Raw genomic sequence first — 20838 nt, 5'->3', positions numbered from 1 at the left:
GAGTCACCAATGCTCAATAGGGGTTCAGTTGTTCACGGCAACTCTGAGACTCAATTAATGTTCAGCAAAATATAATACTTCAACGTGACAGTGAAATATAATGATGTTGTGAAGTATTCGGATGACGACATCGAACAGACGGCCGGGGCTGCGTCCGGAGGCGGCGAACGCGCAGTCCGGGCGCTCATCGACGTACTGCCTCGAAGCGCCGAACTGAAGATCATCCCCCGACGCACACGCTTGATCGTCAAGCTCGGAGGACGACAGCTCGAAGTGGCATGGGTCGGAGAAGGACGGTTGCGCAACATCCACGAACTGCTGTCTCGCAAGCCGCTGCCCGACATCGTTGTGGGCCGCCGTCTGTCACCAGGCGCCAAGAGTGTGTTGTCCGACGTGGGCATCGGCTGGGCGGACGAGACCGGTGCCGCTGAGATCGCCGTCGGCTCGGTCATCGTGTCCCGCCCCGGCCGACCCTCGCAGCCCAAGCGGGTGAATCGATGGTCGCCGACGGCATTCTGCGTCGCCGAAGTACTGCTGTGCGGAACTGACGCCACTGTCGCCGCGACCCACGCCGCGACTGGTCTGTCGTTCGGCGGCTGCGCTCATGCCCTGCGATTCTTGGCCGAAATGGGCCTGCTCGAAGCCGACGCTGTCCGAGGCCGCAGTTCTGGGCGCCGCGTCACCGACCGGGATCGACTGCTTGATGCCTACGCACAAGCAGCGGACGAGGCAGTACAGCGTCAGATCAGCGTCACGGTCGGCACCGCTTGGCAGGACGTCATCGAGGGGATCGTCGAAGCCGGCCATGCTTGGCAGGAGGCCGGCATCTCGTGGGCCGCTACAGGCACGGCGGCCGCTGCGGTGATGGCTCCTTTGCTCACAGACGTGGGCAGGGCCGAGGTCTATGTCGACGCCAAGACAACTGTGGGCTTGGAAGCAGTGGCCGCCGTTTCGGAGTTGAGGGCCATGCCCGCCGGCCGTCTCACGCTCCGCCCGTTTCCGTCCAAGTGCACCAACACGCTCGCTCGCATGCACGAAGGATTGCGGACTGCTCCATGGCCGCGCGTCTACGCCGATTTGCGACGCGTCGGGGTGCGCGGCGAGGAAGCGGCCGAGCATCTGAGGAGCAGCCTGGATGAATCCTGAGTCGGATCGAAGGGGGCCTTCGAGCGTCTTGTGCGGCGCTTGTCATGAGGATCGCCCTCCGAAGGTGCGATGCCTTCGGTCAGTCCGCTTACCGACTCAGCGGCAGGCTTCACCAGCCACGACTGTGCCCATCAGCGGGGCCACGGGTGAATTGTTGGAGCCGTAGCCCCGAGCGTGCTGCTGATCGCCACGAGGTCATCGGGATCGCCGGTCAAGACATCCTCTTTGAGACGCACGGCAAGTGCGACGAGATGTGCGTCTACGACATCGGATGTTCCAGATCGAGCCAACAATCGACCAACTGCTCGGCCGTCATCGAGAGCGTGAATCGTCACATGCTTGAGGAACGACGCCAATCGTGCTTGGGTGGAACCCTCTCGCCAGACCTGCGCCACAACTGGGTGGCTTGTGTGTAACGGACGCAGGGCCTTCTCGCCGTGAAGAACAGCGCGAGCAGCACGATCCCCCCGGTCCACAGAGATCAGGAAGCCGGCGTCGACGATCACAGGCCGCAGCGCTTGGCCACCGCGGCGATTTCGTCCTCGCTGAGAGGTCCGTCCTCTTCATCCCACGCCTTCAAGAAAGCGTCGAAGGCCTCCTTGCGATCCTGATCAGCGGCAAGTCGACGCAGCGCCTCGCGCAACGCCTGCTCCCTGCCGCCGAATTTGGGTGCGAGCCGCTCGAGGAGCTGCCGATCCTCCGTCTCGAGTCGCACGGTCGCCTTCGCCATGCTGCCGACTGTATTGGATGTTCGTCCGTCCGACGAAGCGAGTTCTTGGAGGAGCTGGATTGCATGAGACGTCGACACGCGAGCAGCGTCATCGGATGTAGACGGCTACCACGCCAGGCTCGGCATGTACCCAGCGTCGAGCGAATCGAAGCCTCACTTGCGATATCGGGACGCAGGCAGAGGTAGTTACGATTTGTGGCTATCTGTGGTGGGTTTCGTAACACATTCGGCTGGAGGGGGACGATGAGGTGAGCTCGCTCCACGAGGTTCTCACGCGCTCTCGCAGGCGAGCGCGGTACTCCCAAGACGATGTGGGGGCCGCTTTGGGTGTCAGCCGTGCGATGGTGTCGTACTGGGAAACTGGCACGCGCATCCCCAACGACCGCCAGCTGAGCGCGCTGGCGCGGCTCTACGGCATCGAGCCCGTTGATCTCCTGGAGGGTCGCGACGTCGAATTAGCACCTGACGGCTTGGTCGGCATGCTGCTGCGCGCCGACGATGCGGTCGATCCTGTCGCTGCTCTGGGTGTCGGTGAGTTCGTCCAATTCCTGGACCGATTTGCTGAGTTGGCCGGAATCCTGAACGAACCCATCCGGAGCCTCACCCAGAGCCCGTTCGCGCATCGGCAGAAATACACCCAGAAGGACGACATCCGCCGCAAGGCGGAGGAGGTTCGCGCCCACCTCGGCCTGGGCTCTGCTCCGATCTTGGATCTTGACCCGATATACGGGTCGCTAAGCATCGCGACCTACCGCGCGCCACTCGGTGCTGATCTGCGTCGAGCACCCTCAGGGGCGTTCCTCAAGCACCCCGAGATGGGCTTCGGAATCTTGGTGAATCTCGACATGACGCCGGGTCGGCAGCGATTCGCGGTTGCCCATGAGCTAGCGCACGCGCTGTTCCACAGCGACGAAACCAATCGGGTCCTGTGCCATGGCGCCGGTTCACGCGAGGGCTTTGCTGATGGGTTCGCCGGCGAGTTCCTGATGCCCAGCGCGGGTGTTCGACGGTTCGCGGAGGAGCTCGGGTTGCCACCACGCATCGTCGACCCCGTCGACATCATCGAAATCCAGCGGTACTTCAAGGTGTCATGGCCCACGGCGCTGGTGCGGCTTCGCCAGATGAATGCGATCACGCAGGACACCTACGTCGAGCTCAGGGCCTCGATTCGTCCGGCGTCGCTCGCGCGAGCGCTCGGGTACGCGATCCATCCCGAGGAGGATGCCCAGAACGCCGAGCTGGGGAGGATTCAACGCTTCCCCAGGTCGTTCCTGCGGTTGCTGCGTCGAGCGGTCGTGACCGGAGCCATGTCACCGCCGACCGCGGCTGCGTTCGCCGGTCTGTCGCTGCCCGACATCGTGAAGATCCTCGGCCAGCCTTCGGGAGACGCCCGAAACGAGTCGCCACAGCTCGAGACGGGGTTCCGTGAATTCGAGGTAACCGGCGTCGTCTGACTCGTCGAGGTCCCCGGCTGCTTGGCCGTTCCCGTCGCGACCGTGGAACTTGTGACACGGGTGATATACCCTGCGGCCATATCCCCCCAGCCGCTTCGGTGGTTGGGTGCAGGGCCCGCTTCGGCGGGTCCTTGCGTTTTGGCAGCGCCTCGTATCGTTCGCAGAGAGCCTCGGGCCGGTCACCGAGTGCGTGGAGAGGTAGACGATGCCACTGTTCGAGATTGGCGATGATGAGCTCATTCCGTTTCAGCGCGTGAAGGCGGGACCCGAGCTTTACGAGCAAGAGATCGAAGCGCTCCTGTGGTCCAACCTTGACGCCTTCGTCGGCGTCCAGCTCTTTCCCGTCGCCCGTCAGCCGGTTCTCGGCGACGGCCTGCGCCCCGACATCGTTGCCATCGACGGCGCGGGTCATGTGCAGGTGATCGAGGTGAAGCGAGATGTAGATCGTGGACAGCTCGCGCAGTGCCTTGAGTACGCGGGTTGGGCTCGCAACACCAGTCTCGACGAGCTGGCGGGCATGTTCCACGACGGTTCTGAGGCGTTCTTCGCTGCTTGGTCGGAGTTCACTGAGACCGCAGCGCCGCCTTTGGTGCAACTGCCACCGCAGCTTGTGCTGGTCGCAGGCAATTTCGACGATCGGACCGATGCTGCGCTGAGCTACTTGACGGAGAACGGCCTGCCGATCACCGTGCTGCGCGTCACGATCTACGCGGACCAGGAAGGGCGGCGGTTCGTCGATGTTGACGCCGACCACGAGATTGAGCTATCCGAGAGCGCAACTGGCGAAGGCGGCGGGACAGCGCCTACTCGGTGGGAGATCGATGGACGGCGGCTCACAGTCAGCGACTTGCTTGACGCGGGTCTGCTTGAAGCGGGCGCTGCGTTGACCTGGGCACGTCCGAAGATCGGTGTGACCTATGGAGCGCGGGTGCTCGAGACCGGTCAGATCCAACTTGACGACGGTGAGCGAGTCTACGCCTCACCGTCGCGCGCAGCCATGGAAGCCGCGGGCATCGTCGCCTACGACGGCTGGCACGCTTGGCGTACTGCCGAGGGTCACCTTCTCGCCGATCTCCGGGGGCAACTGCTCGCTTCGAATTCACCCGCGGAAGAGAGCGACGGGTGACCGCGACCCAGCGCTGACTACCGTCGGGCCATAGCGGTGGTGGCTGTCTGGCGCGGGTGGTACTTCAGATGACGCACTTCATCGAAGCAAGCGGCAATCTGCTTGATGCCGATGTAGATGCGCTCGTCAACACCGTCAACACCGTCGGCGTGATGGGCAAGGGCATTGCGCTGCAGTTCAAGAAGGCCTTTCCGGCCAACTTCAAGGACTACGAGCGGGCTTGCAAGCGCAAGGCAGTCGTCCTCGGGAAGATGTTCGTGTTCGACAACGGCCAGCTCACCAAACCCTGCTGGATCGTCAACTTTCCGACGAAGGGCCACTGGCGCTCTCGTTCGCGCATCAGCGATCTGGAAGCGGGCCTTGACGATCTGCGGGCCGTCATCGCCGAACTCAAGATCACCTCGATCGCCGTGCCGCCGCTCGGTTGCGGCAACGGTGGGCTGAACTGGGCCGACGTGCGACCGCTGATCGAGGACAGGCTCCAGGGCCTGGAGACAGAGGTGCACATCTACGCCCCCGCACGTGCGCCAACTGCTTCCGACATGAGAGTTGTCACTCCGCGGCGAGCCTGACGCCGGGCAAAAAGTGGCGTGATCACATCGTTCACCTCTCGAAGCGCCGATTGCGCAACAAGGACCTCGAACTCCCCGACGTGTGCGGTAAGGCTTACGAGTACCTGATACGGGGCTTCACCGATTCCATGGGCAAGAAAGGCGTCGATTACTTGTTATCGAATCACTAGAACGCGGAATCGTGATAACACACTCGGTGCTTTTCGAAACTCAAGATCAAGCGGCGATCTGCAACAGTTGATTGCCGGAAACAGTGTCAAGATAAGCAAAGCTCCGCGGGGGGCGGAATCCTCCAGGGCTAGATCGCAGCTCCGCGAGGGGGATCTGAACATCAAAGCGTTTCGCAGCACGTAAGGTCAAGGCTGTACCGACCTTGGCGCCACTAAAGTAGTGCAGAAACTCGGCGTGTTGGAGTCCAGTACGAGAACCGAAAGTCTCCCATAGGGTAGCTAGTTGGTCAGACACCACGGCCGTCACGATACAAGTCCCCAACATGGCTCGTAAGGGTGTTGTGGCATAGACAAGCGCGCGCGTGGGAACAATGATCTTCGGTTCAACACGTCGAAGTTCAACCGTCTTATCTCCCGAAAGGATGGCTTCGGCGAACCAGGGCTTCAAGGACAGAACCAGCATTCGCTCCTGGTCGATCTCTTCCTGAACTCTTGCGTCGTCAATCATCGTAGGTCATACCTTCCTTATAGAATGAGAAAACGGATAACTCATCTATCTGCTTTATTGTTTGAAAGTAACCAGGAATCTGCATATCGCGATAAAGCTCTTGAGCGCGTGCGAGAGGAATTGCATGGGGAAACACATCCGTCCGGCTAAATAGTAGCGCTGTCGCCGTTTGGATTCCAGTCTTGCGAGAGGCTTGGGCCCGAAGCACGATTTCGTGCTCATCTAGGACGCCTCGGTTGCGATACTTGCTGTGGAGCTGTTGGGGATCTCCAACGTCGACCGCATCAAGCCAGGATAGGGCTCTCATTCCGCCATATGAACCTCCGCCGCTGACCCACCATAAGAGGCGGGCAGGCGCCTCCAGGTATCGCGGAGAACGATAATAGACATTTTCCCGTGCAGCGGCAGCCAGCTGGTGTTCTTCGAATAGACGGCCTTGAGGTTCTTCGTAGCCCAGAAGCACACGTGCGTATTCCGGTTGGATCGGAACGATATATGACGGCACTATGCCTGAGAAGACCTTAGATGGCCACATGTGCTTCTCGTACAAGCTGACAAATTCGGGCGTCAGGGTCTCAAGTCGATCACTGTGGAATTCTTCAGGCAATGGGTCCTGAGGGCCAGAAATGGCCGTGCGGACGGTTGCTACCCATGACGGGTTCATGTATCGGAATCCTTCGTCCTGTAGGGCACGAACGACAGGAGCATTCACTTCGTCATCCACTACGATCCTGGTTGAACCTTCTCTTACTGCCACCTCCCTGAGGTGGTGAAGAAGTTGTCGAGTACATGTGTAGACGTCCTGATGAGCGGCGCAGCGGATTGCGCTCACCGTAATGAGTTCGTTTTCGCGACGTGATGCGGCTAAGGCCACACACAAGCCGTTCTCATCTGCAAGTTGATCCAACCGCCCGACGGGGTGTCCTGAAGACAAGACCAGGCGATTCATGAGATCGATCGAAGCTGCCGTTGAATACGTGTAGCAGAATGCCATCAAGTCTTCGCGTATTAGAACTCTCGATAGCGGCGAGATGGACAATCCGGATGCGGCAATGGTCCGCGTCTTGTAATCGTGCTCACCACCTTGCGACTGGAGTTGTAGCAGTAGATCTGCCGGTTGCAAGACGGTCAACCCAACCATGCGTTCAATTCGCTCAGATTGCTCGAGAAGCCCCTCATCGCGTGTCAGCAGATGCGATGCTCCGCCTACAGCAGCTTGAGCTACCATCGCTAGGATCATCGACGGACTACTCTGCTCTTGGCCGTCGTTGGCGAGGTTAGATCGAAGCGATGCTTCCAACTCTTGGGATTGCACCGGATCTGAATTCAGGATTCGGAATCCATGAGGCTCGCGAGTACTGGGCTTATGATGTTCTGCTTCATTTAAGGCTGCGGCCACGCCCTCAGACACGGCGAACTCTGCGAGTTCAGCGACCCAGTCCGCTGCGAGGGCGCGAGTGTCGAGGTATTCGTTTTCTTGATAGATCTCGCGAGCGAGGCGACCGTCAAGAGCAATGGTTAACCGCTGCTCCATGTCGTCAGGCAGGGGATCAAATAGCGATGGCGCGGCAATCGTCCGCCACCAAACCGCAAGGGGAAGCCCGGCGCGGCTGCGGCCCGGGCGTTCACCTAGCTTGGTGAAACCGAGTTCCGGCCACATCCCATCGGCGTCGTAATCCGTTCGGCACGACAAGCGAATTCCGGCCCGCTGCGGATGGCGTTCGACAATGGCCTCGACTAAGGAGCGAGCGATGCCTCCGCCGCGATGCTGCTGTCCGACGCAGAGGTGAGTCAGCGAGATGTCGCCTGTGCGTACTCGTCTGCTGAACAGTGCGTAGCCTTGAACAACTCCGGCGGAGACATAAGCGAATACTCGTCTGTCGGCAGCGGCCTCACGGATGACCGCGTAGGGGAGCATTCCGAGCGTCTTGGTGTTGGCGTCGCTCAGTTCGACCACCTGGTTGTACCGGGGCGAATCGGGCCCGACCACTTCGATGGCCGCAGTGCCCTCCAAGGGCCGTTGGGGCGAGCCGGAGCCGGTCGGGAGTTGCGTGAGAGCAGCATGGCCGCTCGTGGGTGGCACGGGAGCAGGCATCAGCGCGGCGCGTCGAGCTGGATGCGAATCCAGGAGAGCGCGTCCTTTGCGCGGATCCGCTGGATCGTCTGTGGCGCGTCCTTAAGCGCGCGAACCCCGATCAGTTGCTGCAAGGTCCACGGCTCTCGCAAGATGCGGTCGTGACGGAAGAGGACGGCGAGGACGCTTGTCCCTCCGGTGCATTGGTCCGTGATCTGGGCGTCGGTGTACACGGTGCGCCTGCCGACGAAGCGGCGAATGGCCGCCGGATCGCTTGAACGGAGCAGGCCATCGACGACTCCGACCGCAGTAACGGCGTGTGCATCCTCTGAACGGTAGAAGGCGACGAGCGCTCCCGGCTGAACTTGCTGGATGCCTGACTTCGTGAGATACGCCTTCAAGATGGCATTTCCCGATGGAGGTGAGCCAAACAGCTCGTCTTGACGGCGGGCCTCCGGGAAGAGCGCGTCATGCCAGCGGGGCTGGATCGGCGATATGAACACATCGCGAACGAGCACAGCGGGCGGTCCGAAGCGTCTGTGATATTCGAGAGGGTCGAGGTTGTTGTCGGACGCGAAGGGTCGGAGGTTCTTCACGAAGACGCGTTCGCCGCGGTCGGTGGTCGTCCCGCAGTCGGAGAAGCCGAATCTCTCGAACAGATGGACGAGGCGGCTGTGGTGCGTGAAGGCCTCAAGGTACACCTGATCGTGGCTTTGGACCTGTGCGTGGTCGAACACGGACTTCAACAGCAATTCGCCCCGATTGGCTCCCTCGGCGTGGGCGACAACTTTGAACGCACAGATCTTGAGTACCTTGCCGCGGAGGCCGTGCGGCTGATCTGTCTCTGTCTTCAAGACTGCGACCGCGTCGAGGCCTGCCTCGCCTTCGACTATCAGGCAAGGACGGTGTTCACGCCTCACCTTGTCGAACCAGTCGTCGAAGCGGGTGTAACCCGCTCGAAGGGACTCGAAGATTGGATCGCTGGAAGGCAGCTCATACGCGCGGCACGGTCTGACCGTCGGGAACCGAACTGGCTCGTCGAATAGCCGCTCCAATAGTTCTATCCCGCCCTGGATTGTCATTGCACGGTCGCCGAAGTCGGTGTTCGCGGCGCGTTGTCGCAGCGCCCTGTCCTGCGTGATCAAGAAGTCAACGGCGGCGGTATCGAGTGCGGCGAGCATGTGGGCGTCGACGGTGTCATTTGGCGACATCGGCGTCTGGTAGCCGGCTTCGTCGATCAGATCTTGTCGGACAGTTAGGGGCTCAAGCGTCTTCCACTGGCGCATCCGCAAATGCGAGGCGCGGCGTAGCTCCGGGCTGCGCGCCCGGTCGATATCGCGGCGAGTGGCTGCGGTCAGCCATGCCTCGCAGCCGTGGTCGTTGACGAGCTCCATGAGCCGCGTCGCCTGGGCAGCGTCCCTGTGCTGGCGTCCGGGGGAGATGTCGACGCACGCGTAGAAGACGTTCGTGTCGAACAGCAACTTCAGCGGTGTCATGGCTTCATCATCCTCCGGCCGAACCGCCACCAGATCTGAGCGGTCGAGGGGCCGCCTGGACGTCTTTGGCGAGGCGGGTGGTCGTCGTGATCGCGTGCTCAACGTATCGCCGGGGTGAGACAACTTCGGCTTGCGCCCTCCTTGCCGCTCGGCCCCCACGCGACGATCTGCAGCGTCCCCACAGATGCTCAAGGCGCCTAGCCTCCTGACGTGTTGACGCTGCCACAGCTCGAACGTCATCTGTTTGCTGCCGCGGACATCTTGCGGGGGAAGATGGATGCGTCAGAGTTCAAGGAGTACATCTTCGGGGCCCTGTTTCTGAAGCGGGCGAGCGATGTGTTCGACGAGGAGCGCCGGCTGGTCATCGAGGACCAGCTTGCCCAGCGCCGCTCGCAGGAGGAGGCCGAGCAGCGGGCCGACGACCCCGACTACTACAACGATGCGTTCTTCGTGCCACCTCAGGCTCGCTGGTCGACGCTGCGCGACGAACTCCACCACCAGGTCGGCGACGGGCTGAACAAGGCGCTCGCCGCCCTCGAAGAGCACAACCACGCACTCGAAGGCGTGCTGCAGCACATCGACTTCAACCGGCGGGTGGGCACCACCACGGTCTCAGACAAGAAGTGGCGCGACCTCATCGACCACTTCACGAAGTACCGGCTGCGCAACGAGGACTTCGAGTTCCCCGACTTGCTCGGCGCGGCCTACGAGTACCTGATCCGCGACTTCGCCGACTCAGCCGGCAAAAAGGGCGGCGAGTTCTACACACCCCGCCCGGTGGTGCAGTTGATGGTGCGCCTGGTCGACCCGCAGGAGGCCATGAGCGTCTACGACCCGTGCTCGGGATCGGGCGGCATGCTGATCTACGCCCGCAACCATGTGGTCGACAACGGCGGCGATCCCGCCAACCTCGCGCTCGCCGGCCAGGAGAACAACGGCACCACCTGGTCGATCTCGAAGATGAACATGCTGCTGCACGGCATCCGAGACGCCGACCTCGAAAACGACGACACGCTCACCAATCCAAAGCACACCAGCGACGGTGAGCTGAAGCGGTTCGACCGTGTCATCACCAACCCGCCGTTCAGCCAGAACTACGACACGGACTCGCTCACCCACACCGAGCGGTTCCGCTACGGCTCTACCCCCGAGGGAGGCAAGAAGGCCGACCTCATGTTCCTGCAGCACATGCTGGCCGTCCTCAAGGACGACGGCATCGTCGCCACGGTCATGCCGCACGGGGTGCTGTTCCGGGGCGGCGCCGAGGGGTCTATCCGTCAGAAGATCATCGAGGACGACCTGCTTGACACGGTCATCGGCCTCGGACCGAACCTGTTCTACGGAACCGGCATTCCCGCCGCGATCCTGATTCTGCGGGCCAAGCGCTCGAAGCCGCCCGAGCGACGCAGCAAGGTGCTGTTCATCAACGCCGATCGGGAATTCGGTGAGGGTCGTGCCCAGAATTACCTCCGCCCCCGCGACGAAGAGAAGATCACCGCGGCTTACCGGGACTTTGCCGACGTGGACGGGTTCGCCAAGGTCGTCACCATCGACGAGTTGGCCGAGAACGACTTCAACTGCAATATCCGCCGCTACGCCGATAACTCCCCGCCGCCCGAGCCCCACGACGTGCGGGCCCACCTCCACGGTGGTGTTCCGATGGCGGAGATTGAGGACGCCGCCGACCTGATGGAGCGGGCTGGACTGAATGCCCTGGGGGTACTGTTTGCCGACCGTGGCGACGGCTACGCCGATTGGTGCCACAGCGTCGGCTCTCGCGAAGGGCGAAAGGCCGCGCACGCCGCAATCGGCTACGCCGTGACCCAGCGGTCCACCGCCAGCCCGTGGCCCCAATGGTGGACGGACATCGTCGAACCGATGCTGCGCGCCGTGCCCGACCGGGCCAGCCTCGCCGGCTTGCGCCGACAGCTCGTTGAGGACTTCACCGCGCATATGGCGCCTGCTGGGATGGACCGCTTCGCGGCAGCTGGCATGGCCGCCACATGGTGGGAGGACAACGTCCACGAACTCCAAACTGCGATCAGCCGAGGCTGGAAGGCAGTGATTGAGGCCTGGCTTACCACCGCCGAAGCCAGCCAAGACGACAAGAACGCTCCCTACCTGGCCGATCAGATCGCTGTCAAGCTCCTTGCTGGGGCGCAGTTGGCCTCCCGGACCGAGCTTGCAGCCGTGCTCGTCAGCCTGGATGTCGAGATCAAGACTGTCGAGGCCTCCGGCGACGAGGAGGACAAGATCGACGACGACGCCCCCGCATTGGCCGAGATGAAGAAGATGAAATCGGAGCGAACCAAGGCCAAGAAGTCGCTCAAGGACATCGACGCCTCACTGCTCACCACAGCCCATCAGACCCTCGATGCCATGCCGCCGGCCAACGCTTCCTCTGAGGTCATCGGCGAGTTCCGCAACCGAATCGAAGAACTCGTTTCCGACCATTTCGTTGACGTCGAGCGCGGCACTCTGGCTTGGTACGACGATCTCGTTACCAAGTACGGCACTACCCTTCAGCTGCTCGAAGCCGAACGCGACGAGACCGCCGCTCGCCTCGAAAAGCACCTCAAGAGGCTGGGGTATGGCTGAGTGGCGGGACGAGTCCCTCGGAAGCCTTGTCTCCCTTGAGTACGGGTCAGCCTTGCGGGCGGAGTCCAGGATCGGAAATAGCTTTCGCGTCTACGGCTCCAACGGAGTGGTCGGTCACCACAACAGGGCGCTAGTAGCTGGGCCTGGAATCATCATCGGGCGTAAGGGTTCTGTCGGTGCTCTGCGGTGGAGTGATGGCGATTTCTGGCCCATCGACACGACCTACTGGGTAAACCCCAAGATTGATCTGGACCTTCGCTGGATGCTCGAAGCTCTAAAACTGTCAGGGCTTGAGTCGCTGGACTCGTCAACTGGTGTACCCGGTCTGAACAGAGGCGACGCCTACGAGCGTACGGTGTCCGTGCCTCCGCTGGAGGAGCAGCGGCGTATCGCAGAAATCCTTGACACAATCGGCGAAACCATCCAAGCCACCGAACGCGTAATCGCCAAACTCCGACGCGCTCACGCGGCTCTGCAACAACAGGTCGTGCCCAGGTGGACTAACGACGGCGTCGATGAAGCTCTGCTCGGTGCATTGATAGATCCGAAGAGGCCGATTGTGTACGGCATCCTGATGCCCGGGGAACATGTAAGAGGGGGCGTCCCAGTTATCAAGGTAAGGGATATTAGGGACGGCGAAATCGCAAGCAAGCAATCCCTTCTGCACACAGACCCACTCATTGACCAGCAGTACGCGCGTTCGCGGGTTCGGCAGGGGGACATTCTCTTCACGATCCGTGGAACCGTGGGCCGAACGGCGATCGTGCCGGAATCCCATGATGGCGCCAACATCACACAAGACACCGCTCGCGTCTCCGCAATCGGCGTGAATTGTTCCTACCTGGTTGCTGCAATGGCCACTGAGAGATTTGCCAGGTTCGTGGGCGTGCATACCATCGGACAAGCTGTGAAGGGGATCAACTTGCGCGAGCTTCGTCTGGCGCCGGTCCCGCTCGTTGGGCGTGATGAACAGGAGATCGCTGGAGCGGCGCTCGACGGTTCGATTGCGTCGATAAGCGCCGAGTGCGAACGACTCGAAAAGCTCCGACTACTGCGCATAGGACTCGCAGACGATCTGCTGTCGGGTCGGGTGAGAACGGTGGCGACGTGAGTTCTGGCCCGGAGTGGGAACAGGTTGAGAAACCGCTGCTGGACCATCTGTCCTCCTTGGGGTGGGAAACGCTGATCTGGTCCGAGCGACAGGCGGACGGCGTTGACGCACGGGCTTCGGATCGTGATGTGCTCCTGGAGCGGCGGCTCGGTTCGGCGCTGAAGAAGGTCAACCACGGCCCGGACGGTATGCCATGGCTGGATGACGCCCGTATCAGAGCGGCGGTGGCGGAGATGCGGTCGATGCCGGCTGGGGCCAAGTCGCTAGAGGCGAACCGGCTGTCGACCGAGCTGCTGTTGGGCGGGGTCACGGTCAACGGACTCAACGGTTGGGACGGCGGCCGGGACCAGACCGTCAACTACATCGACTGGGACGACTGGTCGGCCAACGAATTCCTTGCCGTGTCGCAGTTCTCGGTGGCTACACCGGGGCAGGCTCCGAACATTCGGCCCGACGTGACGCTGTTCGTCAACGGCATCCCGTTGGTGGTGATCGAAGCCAAGTCACCCGGCCACGACAGTGGTATCACCGACGCGATCGACCAGATCCGCCGATACGCCAACCAGCGCGACAGCGAAGCCAACGAGGGCGCCGAGCAATTGTTCTGGACGAACCAGCTCACCGTCGCCACCACGGGCGAGCGAGCCCAGGCGGCGACATTCTCCGCCGAGCCCGAGCATTACCTGGCGTGGAAGGACCCGAGTCCGGCGACCGTCGACGAGGTCGCCGCAACACTCGGCAAACCCGCCGACGCCGTCACTCAGCAAGAGCTGCTGACAGCCGGGATGCTGGCCCCGGCTCGGCTGCTGGACATCGTTCGGCACTTCACGCTGTTCATGGACCACGGCGCCGGTCGAACAATCAAGCTCGTCGGTCGCTATCAGCAATACCGCGGCGTCCAGAAGGCGCTGCGACGGTTGCTCACCGGCGACACCCGCGCCGTCGACGGCCATGTCGATCGCCGGGGCGGGATCATCTGGCACACCCAGGGGTCGGGCAAGAGCCTGACCATGGTGTTCCTGATCCGGGCGATGCGCAGCCACCCGCAGCTCCGACGCTTCAAGATTGTCCTGGTCACCGATCGCACCGATCTTCAAGCGCAGCTCAGTGACACCGCAGCGCTGGTCGGCGAGACCATCAAGGTCGCCCGAAGCGCAGCCGAGGTCCGAGCCCTGCTGCGCCAGCCCGGTCCGGGTGTGGTGATGGCAATGATCCAGAAGTACCGCGACACCGCAGCCGACGGCGCCGACGGGCTGGGCGAAGGGGAGACGTTCGAGACGCTGAACGAGTCGGAATCGATCCTGGTGATGGTCGATGAGGCGCACCGCTCTCAGGCGTCAATGCTGCACGCCAACTTGATGAACGCGGTGCCCAACGCCGCCCGGATCGGCTTCACCGGCACGCCGATCATCCTGGGCAAGCGGAAGAAGACGCTGGAGATCTTCGGCGGCTACCTCGACCAGTACACGCTGTCCGAATCCGAGGCCGACGGCTCGACGGTGCCGATCCTGTACGAGGGCCGTACTACCGATGCTGCGGTCAAGGGCGCCTCGAAGATGGACGACGTCTTCTTCCAGTGGTTCGCCGAACTCACCGAAGAGCAGCGTGAGACGCTCCAGCGCAAGTACGCCACGACCGCACAGGTGCTCGAAGCGCCCGAACTGATCGCTGCCAAAGCAAAAGACATCCTCCGGCACTACATCGGCACGGTGATGCCCGACGGGTTCAAGGGGATCATCGTCGCCACCAGCCGAGAGGCATGCGTGCGGTACCACGAGGCGTTGCGGGGTGCGCGTGACGACCTGGTTGCCGAGCTGGAACAACGGCTGCCGGGCCTGCTCGATGGTCCCGGCGACTCGCTCGACCCCGACGAGTTGTTCATGCGCACTGCCGCCGGGCAGATCGACCTGATCCGCGAACTCGATTTCGCGCCGGTCATCTCGGGGGACCACAACGACCCGCCGCACTACACAACATGGACCGACAAGGCCCGCCAGCAGGCGCGCATCCAAAGCTTCAAGCTGCCGCTGGGGCCGGGCAGCGAGAAGGACGACCCGCTCGCGCTGCTGATCGTGAAGTCGATGCTGCTGACCGGGTTCGACGTGCCGCAGGCCCAGGTGCTCTACCTCGACCGGATGATCCAAGAGGCCGAGTTGCTGCAGGCGGTTGCGCGTGTCAACCGGACGGCGGCGACGAAGAGCTACGGGCTGGTCGTCGACTACTACGGCGTGTCCGCTCAACTCACGACGGCGCTCGCTGCGTACACCAACACCGACGGCGAACTGGACCCCGACGTGGACGGGGCGTTGCGCCCGCTGACCACCGAGATCGAGAAGCTGGAGCCGCAACGCCAACGGGTACGACAGATCTTCGTACAGCGCGGTGTCGAGCCGGAAGCGACCGTCGATGCAATCGAAGCCTGCGTGCAGGTGTTGAGCGATGAGCGGGTGCGGGCCGGGTTCGACGTTGCGCTGCGTACTTTCTTGACCACGTTCGACACGGTGCTGCCCAGGCCCGAAGTGTTGCCGTTCGTCGAGGATGCGAGCTTGTTCGTCGAGATTCAAGCGCAGACCCGGCAGCGTTATCGCGACACACCCGACGGCGACTTCGATCCGCACAAGTACAAGGAGAAGGTCCGCCGGCTGATCGACCGGCACATCACCGTGCTGGACCTCAGCCAGAAGATCCGCCCGGTGAGGATCACCGACCCGGCGTTCAGCGCCCACATCAACGGGATCGGCTCGGATCGGGCGAAGGCGTCCGAGATGGAACACGCCGTGCGCCACCACATCCGCGAGCACATCGACGAGGACCCCGTCTACTATGGGAAGATCTCGCAGCGGATCGACGAGATCCTCGAGCGGCTTGAAGAACGGTGGGACCAGATTGCGCTTGAGTTCGAGGAGCTGGTCGCCGAGATCAAGGCCGGCCGAACCGACGAGGAAGACACCGGGCTCGACCCCGCCACCGAGCTGCCATTCCACAACCAGATGGCAGAGAAGGTCGCCAGCTCGGAGCCCGATGCGAGTGAGCGGCTGGTTTCGTTGACAGCAGGGCTGGTGGCAGAGGTTCGCCGAATCATTGGAGTGGTCGGCTTCTGGGACAACGCCACCAAGCAGGACGAACTGCGCAAGGCGATCAAGCAGTCGCTCGACCGCAGCAACCTGTTCGCCTACGCCAGCCTCGACGAGTTGGCCGTCGAGTTGGTCGCCCTCGCCAAGGCCAACCAGCGCCGACTATCATGACGACTGATGTGCTGCACGACCTCCCGTCGTTGGTCGTCGGTGACCTCGTGCTCCAAGTGGAACCACCCAGCGATCGCAAGACCTTCGAGATTGTCGTCGAGCGCGATGCCTCGTTGTTGCTGAAGGCACCGCCGACGGCGACGGTCGAACGTGCCACGCAATTCGTGGCCGCCAAACGCTCGTGGGTGTACCGCAAGCTGGCCGAGAAGGACGCGCTCACCGGCCCCGCAGTCGTGAAACAGTTCGTCGAAGGCGAGGGCTTCGCCTACCTCGGCCGCAGCTACCGCCTGACCCTGACAACCGAGAGCGAAGGCCCCGCCGCCGTTCGCCTCGACCGTGGCCGATTCCACCTGAGCGTCATCGAAGCCGACGATGGCGCTGCGGCAATGCGCCGCTGGTACACCGACGTAGGTGGCCAGTGGCTCCGCCGAAGGATCCGCCCATGGGTTGCTCGCATGGGCGAAGTCAAGGTGAGCGTCGAGGTCCGCGACCTCGGCTACCGGTGGGGCTCAGCCCGCCCCTCCGACGGCCCCCAACGCATCAACATCCATTGGGCCACGCTGCAACTGCCGCCCAGCCTCATCGACTACATCCTCGTCCACGAATTGGCCCACCTTCGCGAGACCAACCACACCCCCGAATTCTGGTCCACAGTCGCCTGCCTCATGCCCGGCTACGAAACTCACAAGACCACGCTCGCCGCCATTGGCAAGAATGTCTGGCTCGGCACGACAGTCATAAGGCCTAATCCATAGACACAGTTCACGTCCATTGATCGAGTGTCCGCGTCAAGCCTCTAGGGCCGGCGCTATGACATGACCGATATTGTTTACGGCGGGATACGCTCACACGATGGACCAGATGGACCTATCAGCCGCTCTCGATCAGTTCGACCGAACATTGTCCAATGTCACACGATTACAAGAACTGTGGCAGGAATACGAGAAGCACATTCCGACAGGAATAAGTTTCGGGCTCGATACTCCTGAGACTGACGATATTCGTAGGCGGTTTGCTGACACCATTAGATCGCTTCCCGCTATCAATGGTGAACGCCTTGATGTCGAATTGATGGCTCTTGACGACATATCTCAGAATCGATTTGACGCCGCGGAACTCGACTTTCTGGACGCTAAGCGCTCAGCGGAAGATAGCATATATCTACCCGAGAGGGAACTCGGAAAATACCGATATCAGGCAATCAGAGCACGTCGAAAACTAATCGGAAACCATATCGACAACATCGTGGCGAGAGTCGACAATTTGCTGAGGTTGACTTGTGAGATTGAAGGCGGTCGGCAGTTCATTGAGGGAACAGACGGTTGGTCTCAGCTACGAGGGATTGTTGCCGAACTTGATAGGCTTCTCGGCCCCGATACGCTGAGTGGAACTCGGTTAGGTGACCTCAATCGACATCTCTATTTTGCTGAAGTGCATGATCTCCGGGATGTTGTAGAGATGGATTGGCCGAATGTTCGAGCGGCTCTTATCGAACTGGCATTCGACCACGAACCCCTGCCCGTGACGGTTGATGACTTGGGTGCGATCCTTGATTCTCGGCCAATTGGTTCAGTGACGAGTAAACTGGAGTGGGATCGGCTCGATTCCGAGTCATTCGAACGACTAGTCTTCGATCTCCTCCGTTCGGCAGACGGTTATGAGAACGTCGAATGGTTGATGAAGACGAATGCCCCAGATCGCGGCCGAGACCTGTCTGCCACACGTGTAATTGTTGATCAACTTAGCGGTACTAAACGAGCCTCGGTTCTTGTGCAGTGCAAACACTGGCTAACGCGCTCAATTGGTGTCGCCGAGATTACTACACTTCTCGGTGAGGTAGAGCTTTGGTTACGACCCTTTGTGGTTGTTATAGTCGTTACGTCCGGAAGGTTCACGCAAGACGCGGTCCAATGGAGGGAGACGCGAGAAGCCAGTGGTGTCACCCCGTCCGTCGAGTTCTGGCCTGAATCACACCTTGAGCATCTTTTGGCGTCCCGGCCGACGATCCGCGAGATCTATTTCGGCTAGTCGGCGCTATCTCGAGATGCAGCACCAGACTTTGTGGCATCGTTTGTCGCCGAGCGTGACGACGGTGTGGATGGACTGGCAGCACGCAGGGAGTCACCGTGCTTGGTGCTCGCCAGCGAGGTGAAGACATGGATGTGAATTCGCACGAACGAGCACGTTAGTTCTGCAACGACAGCGCACGCATCGCGTGACCGAGGAAGGTTGGCACCGGAGACGATTGCGCGCAATCGGGGGCCGCTGCTACAACTCGTCGAAGAGGGTGGCCGGTTCTTCGACCGCGGTCTCCAGATTCGTTGCCGGGTTGGCCGGATCCGCTCGTTCGAGACGGTCGGTGACCGCGTCTTGAACCTCGGCGTTCGGAAGGTCTACTTCTCGGCAGTCGCCGGAGACTCGACGCACTTCGACCACCGGCTTGAGTGCTCTGTCCACAATCTTTCCAACGGCTTCGCTGAACTCTTGCCTATCGGTGTCTCGCCACTGATCGAACACACCAAACGTCGCGGCGCTCAGGAGTCGGGTGCCATCGAGCATCAGCGTCGTCGGAGGCCGTGCCTGGCCGACCGCGGCGAGCATGTGGGTGAGTACGCGCGCCGTCAATTCCTGAAGCCCGGAAGAGCGAAGTTCTGGTTCTTGGGTGTCGTCAATACCCGGCATCCAGGGAACGAAGTAGAGGGGCTGTACATCGTTTTCCCCATCGGCTTGAAGAACGATCGGTCGGTTGGCGAGTGCGGCGCCGAGCGGGGTCGGCAGATCGGCCGGATTCGGACTCGACAAGGCGACCCCTTCGGCTTCGAGTGAGAGACCGATGGCCCCGGTTGGCGCAGCGGGAGCGTTCTCCGCGACAAGGGATTGGGCCAAGTCCTTGAGCGTCGAAGCGAGTCCGTCGGCGTCGGCGGCAGTGGTTGCGTAAAGGACGTGACCCGGCCGTTTGCCTGGCTCGGCGAGCGACGGCGCGAGGTTGAAGGCTGCGGCGATGAGCTTCAGGGCCTGTCGACGATTTGACGAGTCCGGTGAGAAGCCACGCGCCTTCAGTTCGACGATGGGCTGGACAGGGTCGCTTGAGTGCCTCAGCCAAAGGTCCGGACGACATGGCGATCGATCTGCGGAACCGGTCAGATTCGTGAGCGCCGCGATCGCCCGCTCACCGCTCGGCATGAAAACGCTTCTGCCAATGGAGCCGAGGTAGTAGCCAGCTTGCCGTAGGACCGGTTGGATCTGGCTCTCGTCAGGGAGATCTTCGAGAGCCCACAAGAACGTGTTGAGCTGGAAGACCTGATCCGAGAGAAGTGAGGATGCGTCGGTCATGCGGCGGCCAGCATGGAATTCTCGACAGCAGTTTCGTAGCGCTCGTTTCCGAGCCATACGTCCACGCTTGGGTCGAGGAGGCGCTGGACGTTGGTCACTAGCCGGTGGATCGTGTTGCCGCAGGTCCCGCGAGGCAGGACGGCGACAAGTTGCTTGCTCGTAACTTCGAGAAGGAACGGTTGCCAGAGGTGACGATCGATAGCAGCGACATGGACCTTGGTCGGTCCACGTCGCGTGACATAGCCGCCGATTCGAAACCGACTGGTCCGGCGTTCAAGTCCGAGATCGACGAATCGATTGAATGTCGCCTCGCTCAAGGGTTGACGGAACTGGATGGTGACCGGCGCGCCCTTAACCGTGAAGCCGTCCTCACCAACCTCGGTTGTGTCGACCCAGAGCTGATCTTCAGAGTGCTCGGTGATGCGCCGATACAGACCGAGGACCTGTGCAACTGCCGCCCGATGCTCAACGAACGAGTCACTTCGATTGGTCGCGTGGCCGTCGTGGTAGAGCAGGTGGCCGCCCCTGCTCCCGCTGGGGATCTGCAACTGAACGAGCGAATGCATCGGGTCGTACAGGGTCAGAAAGTGCGGCAGTTTCTCTTGAAGGACACCTAGCCGCTCGGTGAGCGCCACCTTCGACCGTCGGCGCTCGACAAACCCTTGAGCCGCTTCGTCGTCGGCCGGCTCTTCGCCGTCGACCTCGGCCGCATCTGTGTCACCGAGGTCGGAGGCGGTCTCATACCACGCTTCGTGCTCGAAACCGAGGCGGACGTAGCGGTGGGCTGGCGTGGTGCGTTGCACGTATTTCCAGAGTTCGAACAGAATCGGCGACGAGAGCCAGAGCCGGTCCAGCCACGGGTTGCGGTCGACGACCTGCCGAACCCACTTGTTGCTGTCGTCAGCGGCCAGCGTCGTATAGAACACCGGATGCCGCTCTTCGAGCGATTCCAGCAGTCCGACGACGCGACCCTCGTGAGTTGCGTCCTCGACGCGGTAGAGCGTGTCGTCGAGGCGATGCAACTGAACGTGAGGCGGGAAGAGCGCCGTCAGCGCCGGGGTCGCGTGGTCGTGCCGGGCTGTCTCAAGCATGTAGGTCTTGAGCAGTTTTCGAGTCAACCTGCCATCACGAAGCTCGGCCACCGTGGGCTCGGTGTAACCCTCGAGGTGGTCGACGAACGCTTCTCGGGACTGGAGCCGGGGCAAGTATCCAGAATCCGTCGCCATGGCTCGTCAAGCGTACGCAGTTGCGGAGTTGGCCACGAGACGGGCAGGC

At 61.8% G+C, this 20838-nt stretch carries 15 protein-coding genes; 9 read left to right on the top strand and 6 right to left on the bottom strand.

Annotated elements, in window-relative coordinates:
* Positions 1-108: 108 nt before the first annotated feature.
* Entirely contained in the window at positions 109-1146 is a 1038-nt protein-coding gene (locus tag ACOQPH_RS13115) for a type IV toxin-antitoxin system AbiEi family antitoxin (protein ID WP_420621827.1), read from the top strand.
* Positions 1147-1648: 502 nt separating this feature from the next.
* Here the strand turns inward: ACOQPH_RS13115 and ACOQPH_RS13110 are convergent.
* Positions 1649-1876: a hypothetical protein gene (locus tag ACOQPH_RS13110; protein WP_420621826.1), complete on the bottom strand. Its 228-nt coding sequence runs from the start codon at positions 1874-1876 to the stop codon at positions 1649-1651.
* Between the two features lie 248 nt (positions 1877-2124).
* On the opposite strand from ACOQPH_RS13110, the gene ACOQPH_RS13105 reads away from it, so the two are divergent.
* The 3 genes from ACOQPH_RS13105 (at position 2125) to darG (ending at position 5028) form a co-directional block, all read left to right on the top strand.
* Positions 2125-3330, top strand: coding sequence for a helix-turn-helix domain-containing protein (locus tag ACOQPH_RS13105; RefSeq protein WP_420621825.1), 1206 nt, complete (start codon positions 2125-2127; stop codon positions 3328-3330).
* Positions 3331-3535: 205 nt separating this feature from the next.
* Positions 3536-4456, top strand: a complete 921-nt coding sequence (locus ACOQPH_RS13100) for a hypothetical protein (protein ID WP_420621824.1) — start codon at positions 3536-3538, stop codon at positions 4454-4456.
* A 68-nt stretch (positions 4457-4524) separates the two neighbouring features.
* Positions 4525-5028 carry a type II toxin-antitoxin system antitoxin DNA ADP-ribosyl glycohydrolase DarG gene (gene darG, locus ACOQPH_RS13095; RefSeq protein WP_420621823.1) on the top strand — a complete coding sequence of 168 codons (504 nt, stop codon included), beginning with the start codon at positions 4525-4527 and terminating at the stop codon, positions 5026-5028.
* A 216-nt stretch (positions 5029-5244) separates the two neighbouring features.
* Here the strand turns inward: darG and ACOQPH_RS13090 are convergent, their stop codons facing one another.
* The 3 genes from ACOQPH_RS13090 to ACOQPH_RS13080 form a co-directional block, all read right to left on the bottom strand.
* Positions 5245-5706 (bottom strand): hypothetical protein, encoded by a 462-nt coding sequence (locus ACOQPH_RS13090; protein WP_420621822.1) that lies wholly within the window; start codon positions 5704-5706, stop codon positions 5245-5247.
* Entirely contained in the window at positions 5699-7720 is a 2022-nt protein-coding gene (locus ACOQPH_RS13085) for a GNAT family N-acetyltransferase (RefSeq protein ID WP_420621821.1), read from the bottom strand. Before ACOQPH_RS13085 ends, ACOQPH_RS13090 begins: the two co-directional genes overlap by 8 nt.
* Positions 7721-7800: 80 nt before the next feature.
* Positions 7801-9516 carry a hypothetical protein gene (locus ACOQPH_RS13080; protein ID WP_420621820.1) on the bottom strand — a complete coding sequence of 572 codons (1716 nt, stop codon included), beginning with the start codon at positions 9514-9516 and terminating at the stop codon, positions 7801-7803.
* Between ACOQPH_RS13080 and ACOQPH_RS13075 the strand changes: the two genes are divergently transcribed.
* From ACOQPH_RS13075 to ACOQPH_RS13055, 5 genes are all read left to right on the top strand, one after another.
* Positions 9487-11874, top strand: a complete 2388-nt coding sequence (locus ACOQPH_RS13075) for an N-6 DNA methylase (protein ID WP_420621819.1) — start codon at positions 9487-9489, stop codon at positions 11872-11874. The genes ACOQPH_RS13080 and ACOQPH_RS13075 overlap by 30 nt on opposite strands.
* Positions 11867-12985, top strand: coding sequence for a restriction endonuclease subunit S (locus ACOQPH_RS13070; RefSeq protein ID WP_420621818.1), 1119 nt, complete (start codon positions 11867-11869; stop codon positions 12983-12985). The genes ACOQPH_RS13075 and ACOQPH_RS13070 overlap by 8 nt, the downstream gene beginning before the upstream one ends.
* Positions 12982-16230 (top strand): type I restriction endonuclease subunit R, encoded by a 3249-nt coding sequence (locus ACOQPH_RS13065; RefSeq protein ID WP_420621817.1) that lies wholly within the window; start codon positions 12982-12984, stop codon positions 16228-16230. The genes ACOQPH_RS13070 and ACOQPH_RS13065 overlap by 4 nt, the downstream gene beginning before the upstream one ends.
* Positions 16227-16985, top strand: a complete 759-nt coding sequence (locus tag ACOQPH_RS13060; protein WP_420621816.1) for a M48 family metallopeptidase — start codon at positions 16227-16229, stop codon at positions 16983-16985. The genes ACOQPH_RS13065 and ACOQPH_RS13060 overlap by 4 nt, the downstream gene beginning before the upstream one ends.
* 97 nt (positions 16986-17082) lie before the next feature.
* A complete protein-coding gene (locus tag ACOQPH_RS13055; RefSeq protein WP_420621815.1) occupies positions 17083-18258 on the top strand; it encodes a restriction endonuclease in 1176 nt (391 codons plus the stop codon).
* 240 nt (positions 18259-18498) lie between these two features.
* Here ACOQPH_RS13055 and ACOQPH_RS13050 read toward each other — a convergent pair whose 3' ends face one another.
* Both ACOQPH_RS13050 and ACOQPH_RS13045 read right to left on the bottom strand, forming a co-directional pair.
* The gene (locus ACOQPH_RS13050; RefSeq protein WP_420621814.1) at positions 18499-19563 is read right to left on the bottom strand and encodes a hypothetical protein; all 1065 of its coding nucleotides are present in this window, start codon (positions 19561-19563) and stop codon (positions 18499-18501) included.
* Positions 19560-20789, bottom strand: coding sequence for a hypothetical protein (locus ACOQPH_RS13045; RefSeq protein WP_419554491.1), 1230 nt, complete (start codon positions 20787-20789; stop codon positions 19560-19562). The genes ACOQPH_RS13050 and ACOQPH_RS13045 overlap by 4 nt, the downstream gene beginning before the upstream one ends.
* Positions 20790-20838 lie beyond the last annotated feature (49 nt).

The sequence above is a fragment of the Candidatus Poriferisodalis sp. genome, assembly GCF_965221945.1.
Lineage (GTDB): Bacteria > Actinomycetota > Acidimicrobiia > Acidimicrobiales > Poriferisodalaceae > Poriferisodalis.
This window is presented reverse-complemented; position numbering and strand designations above follow the sequence as displayed.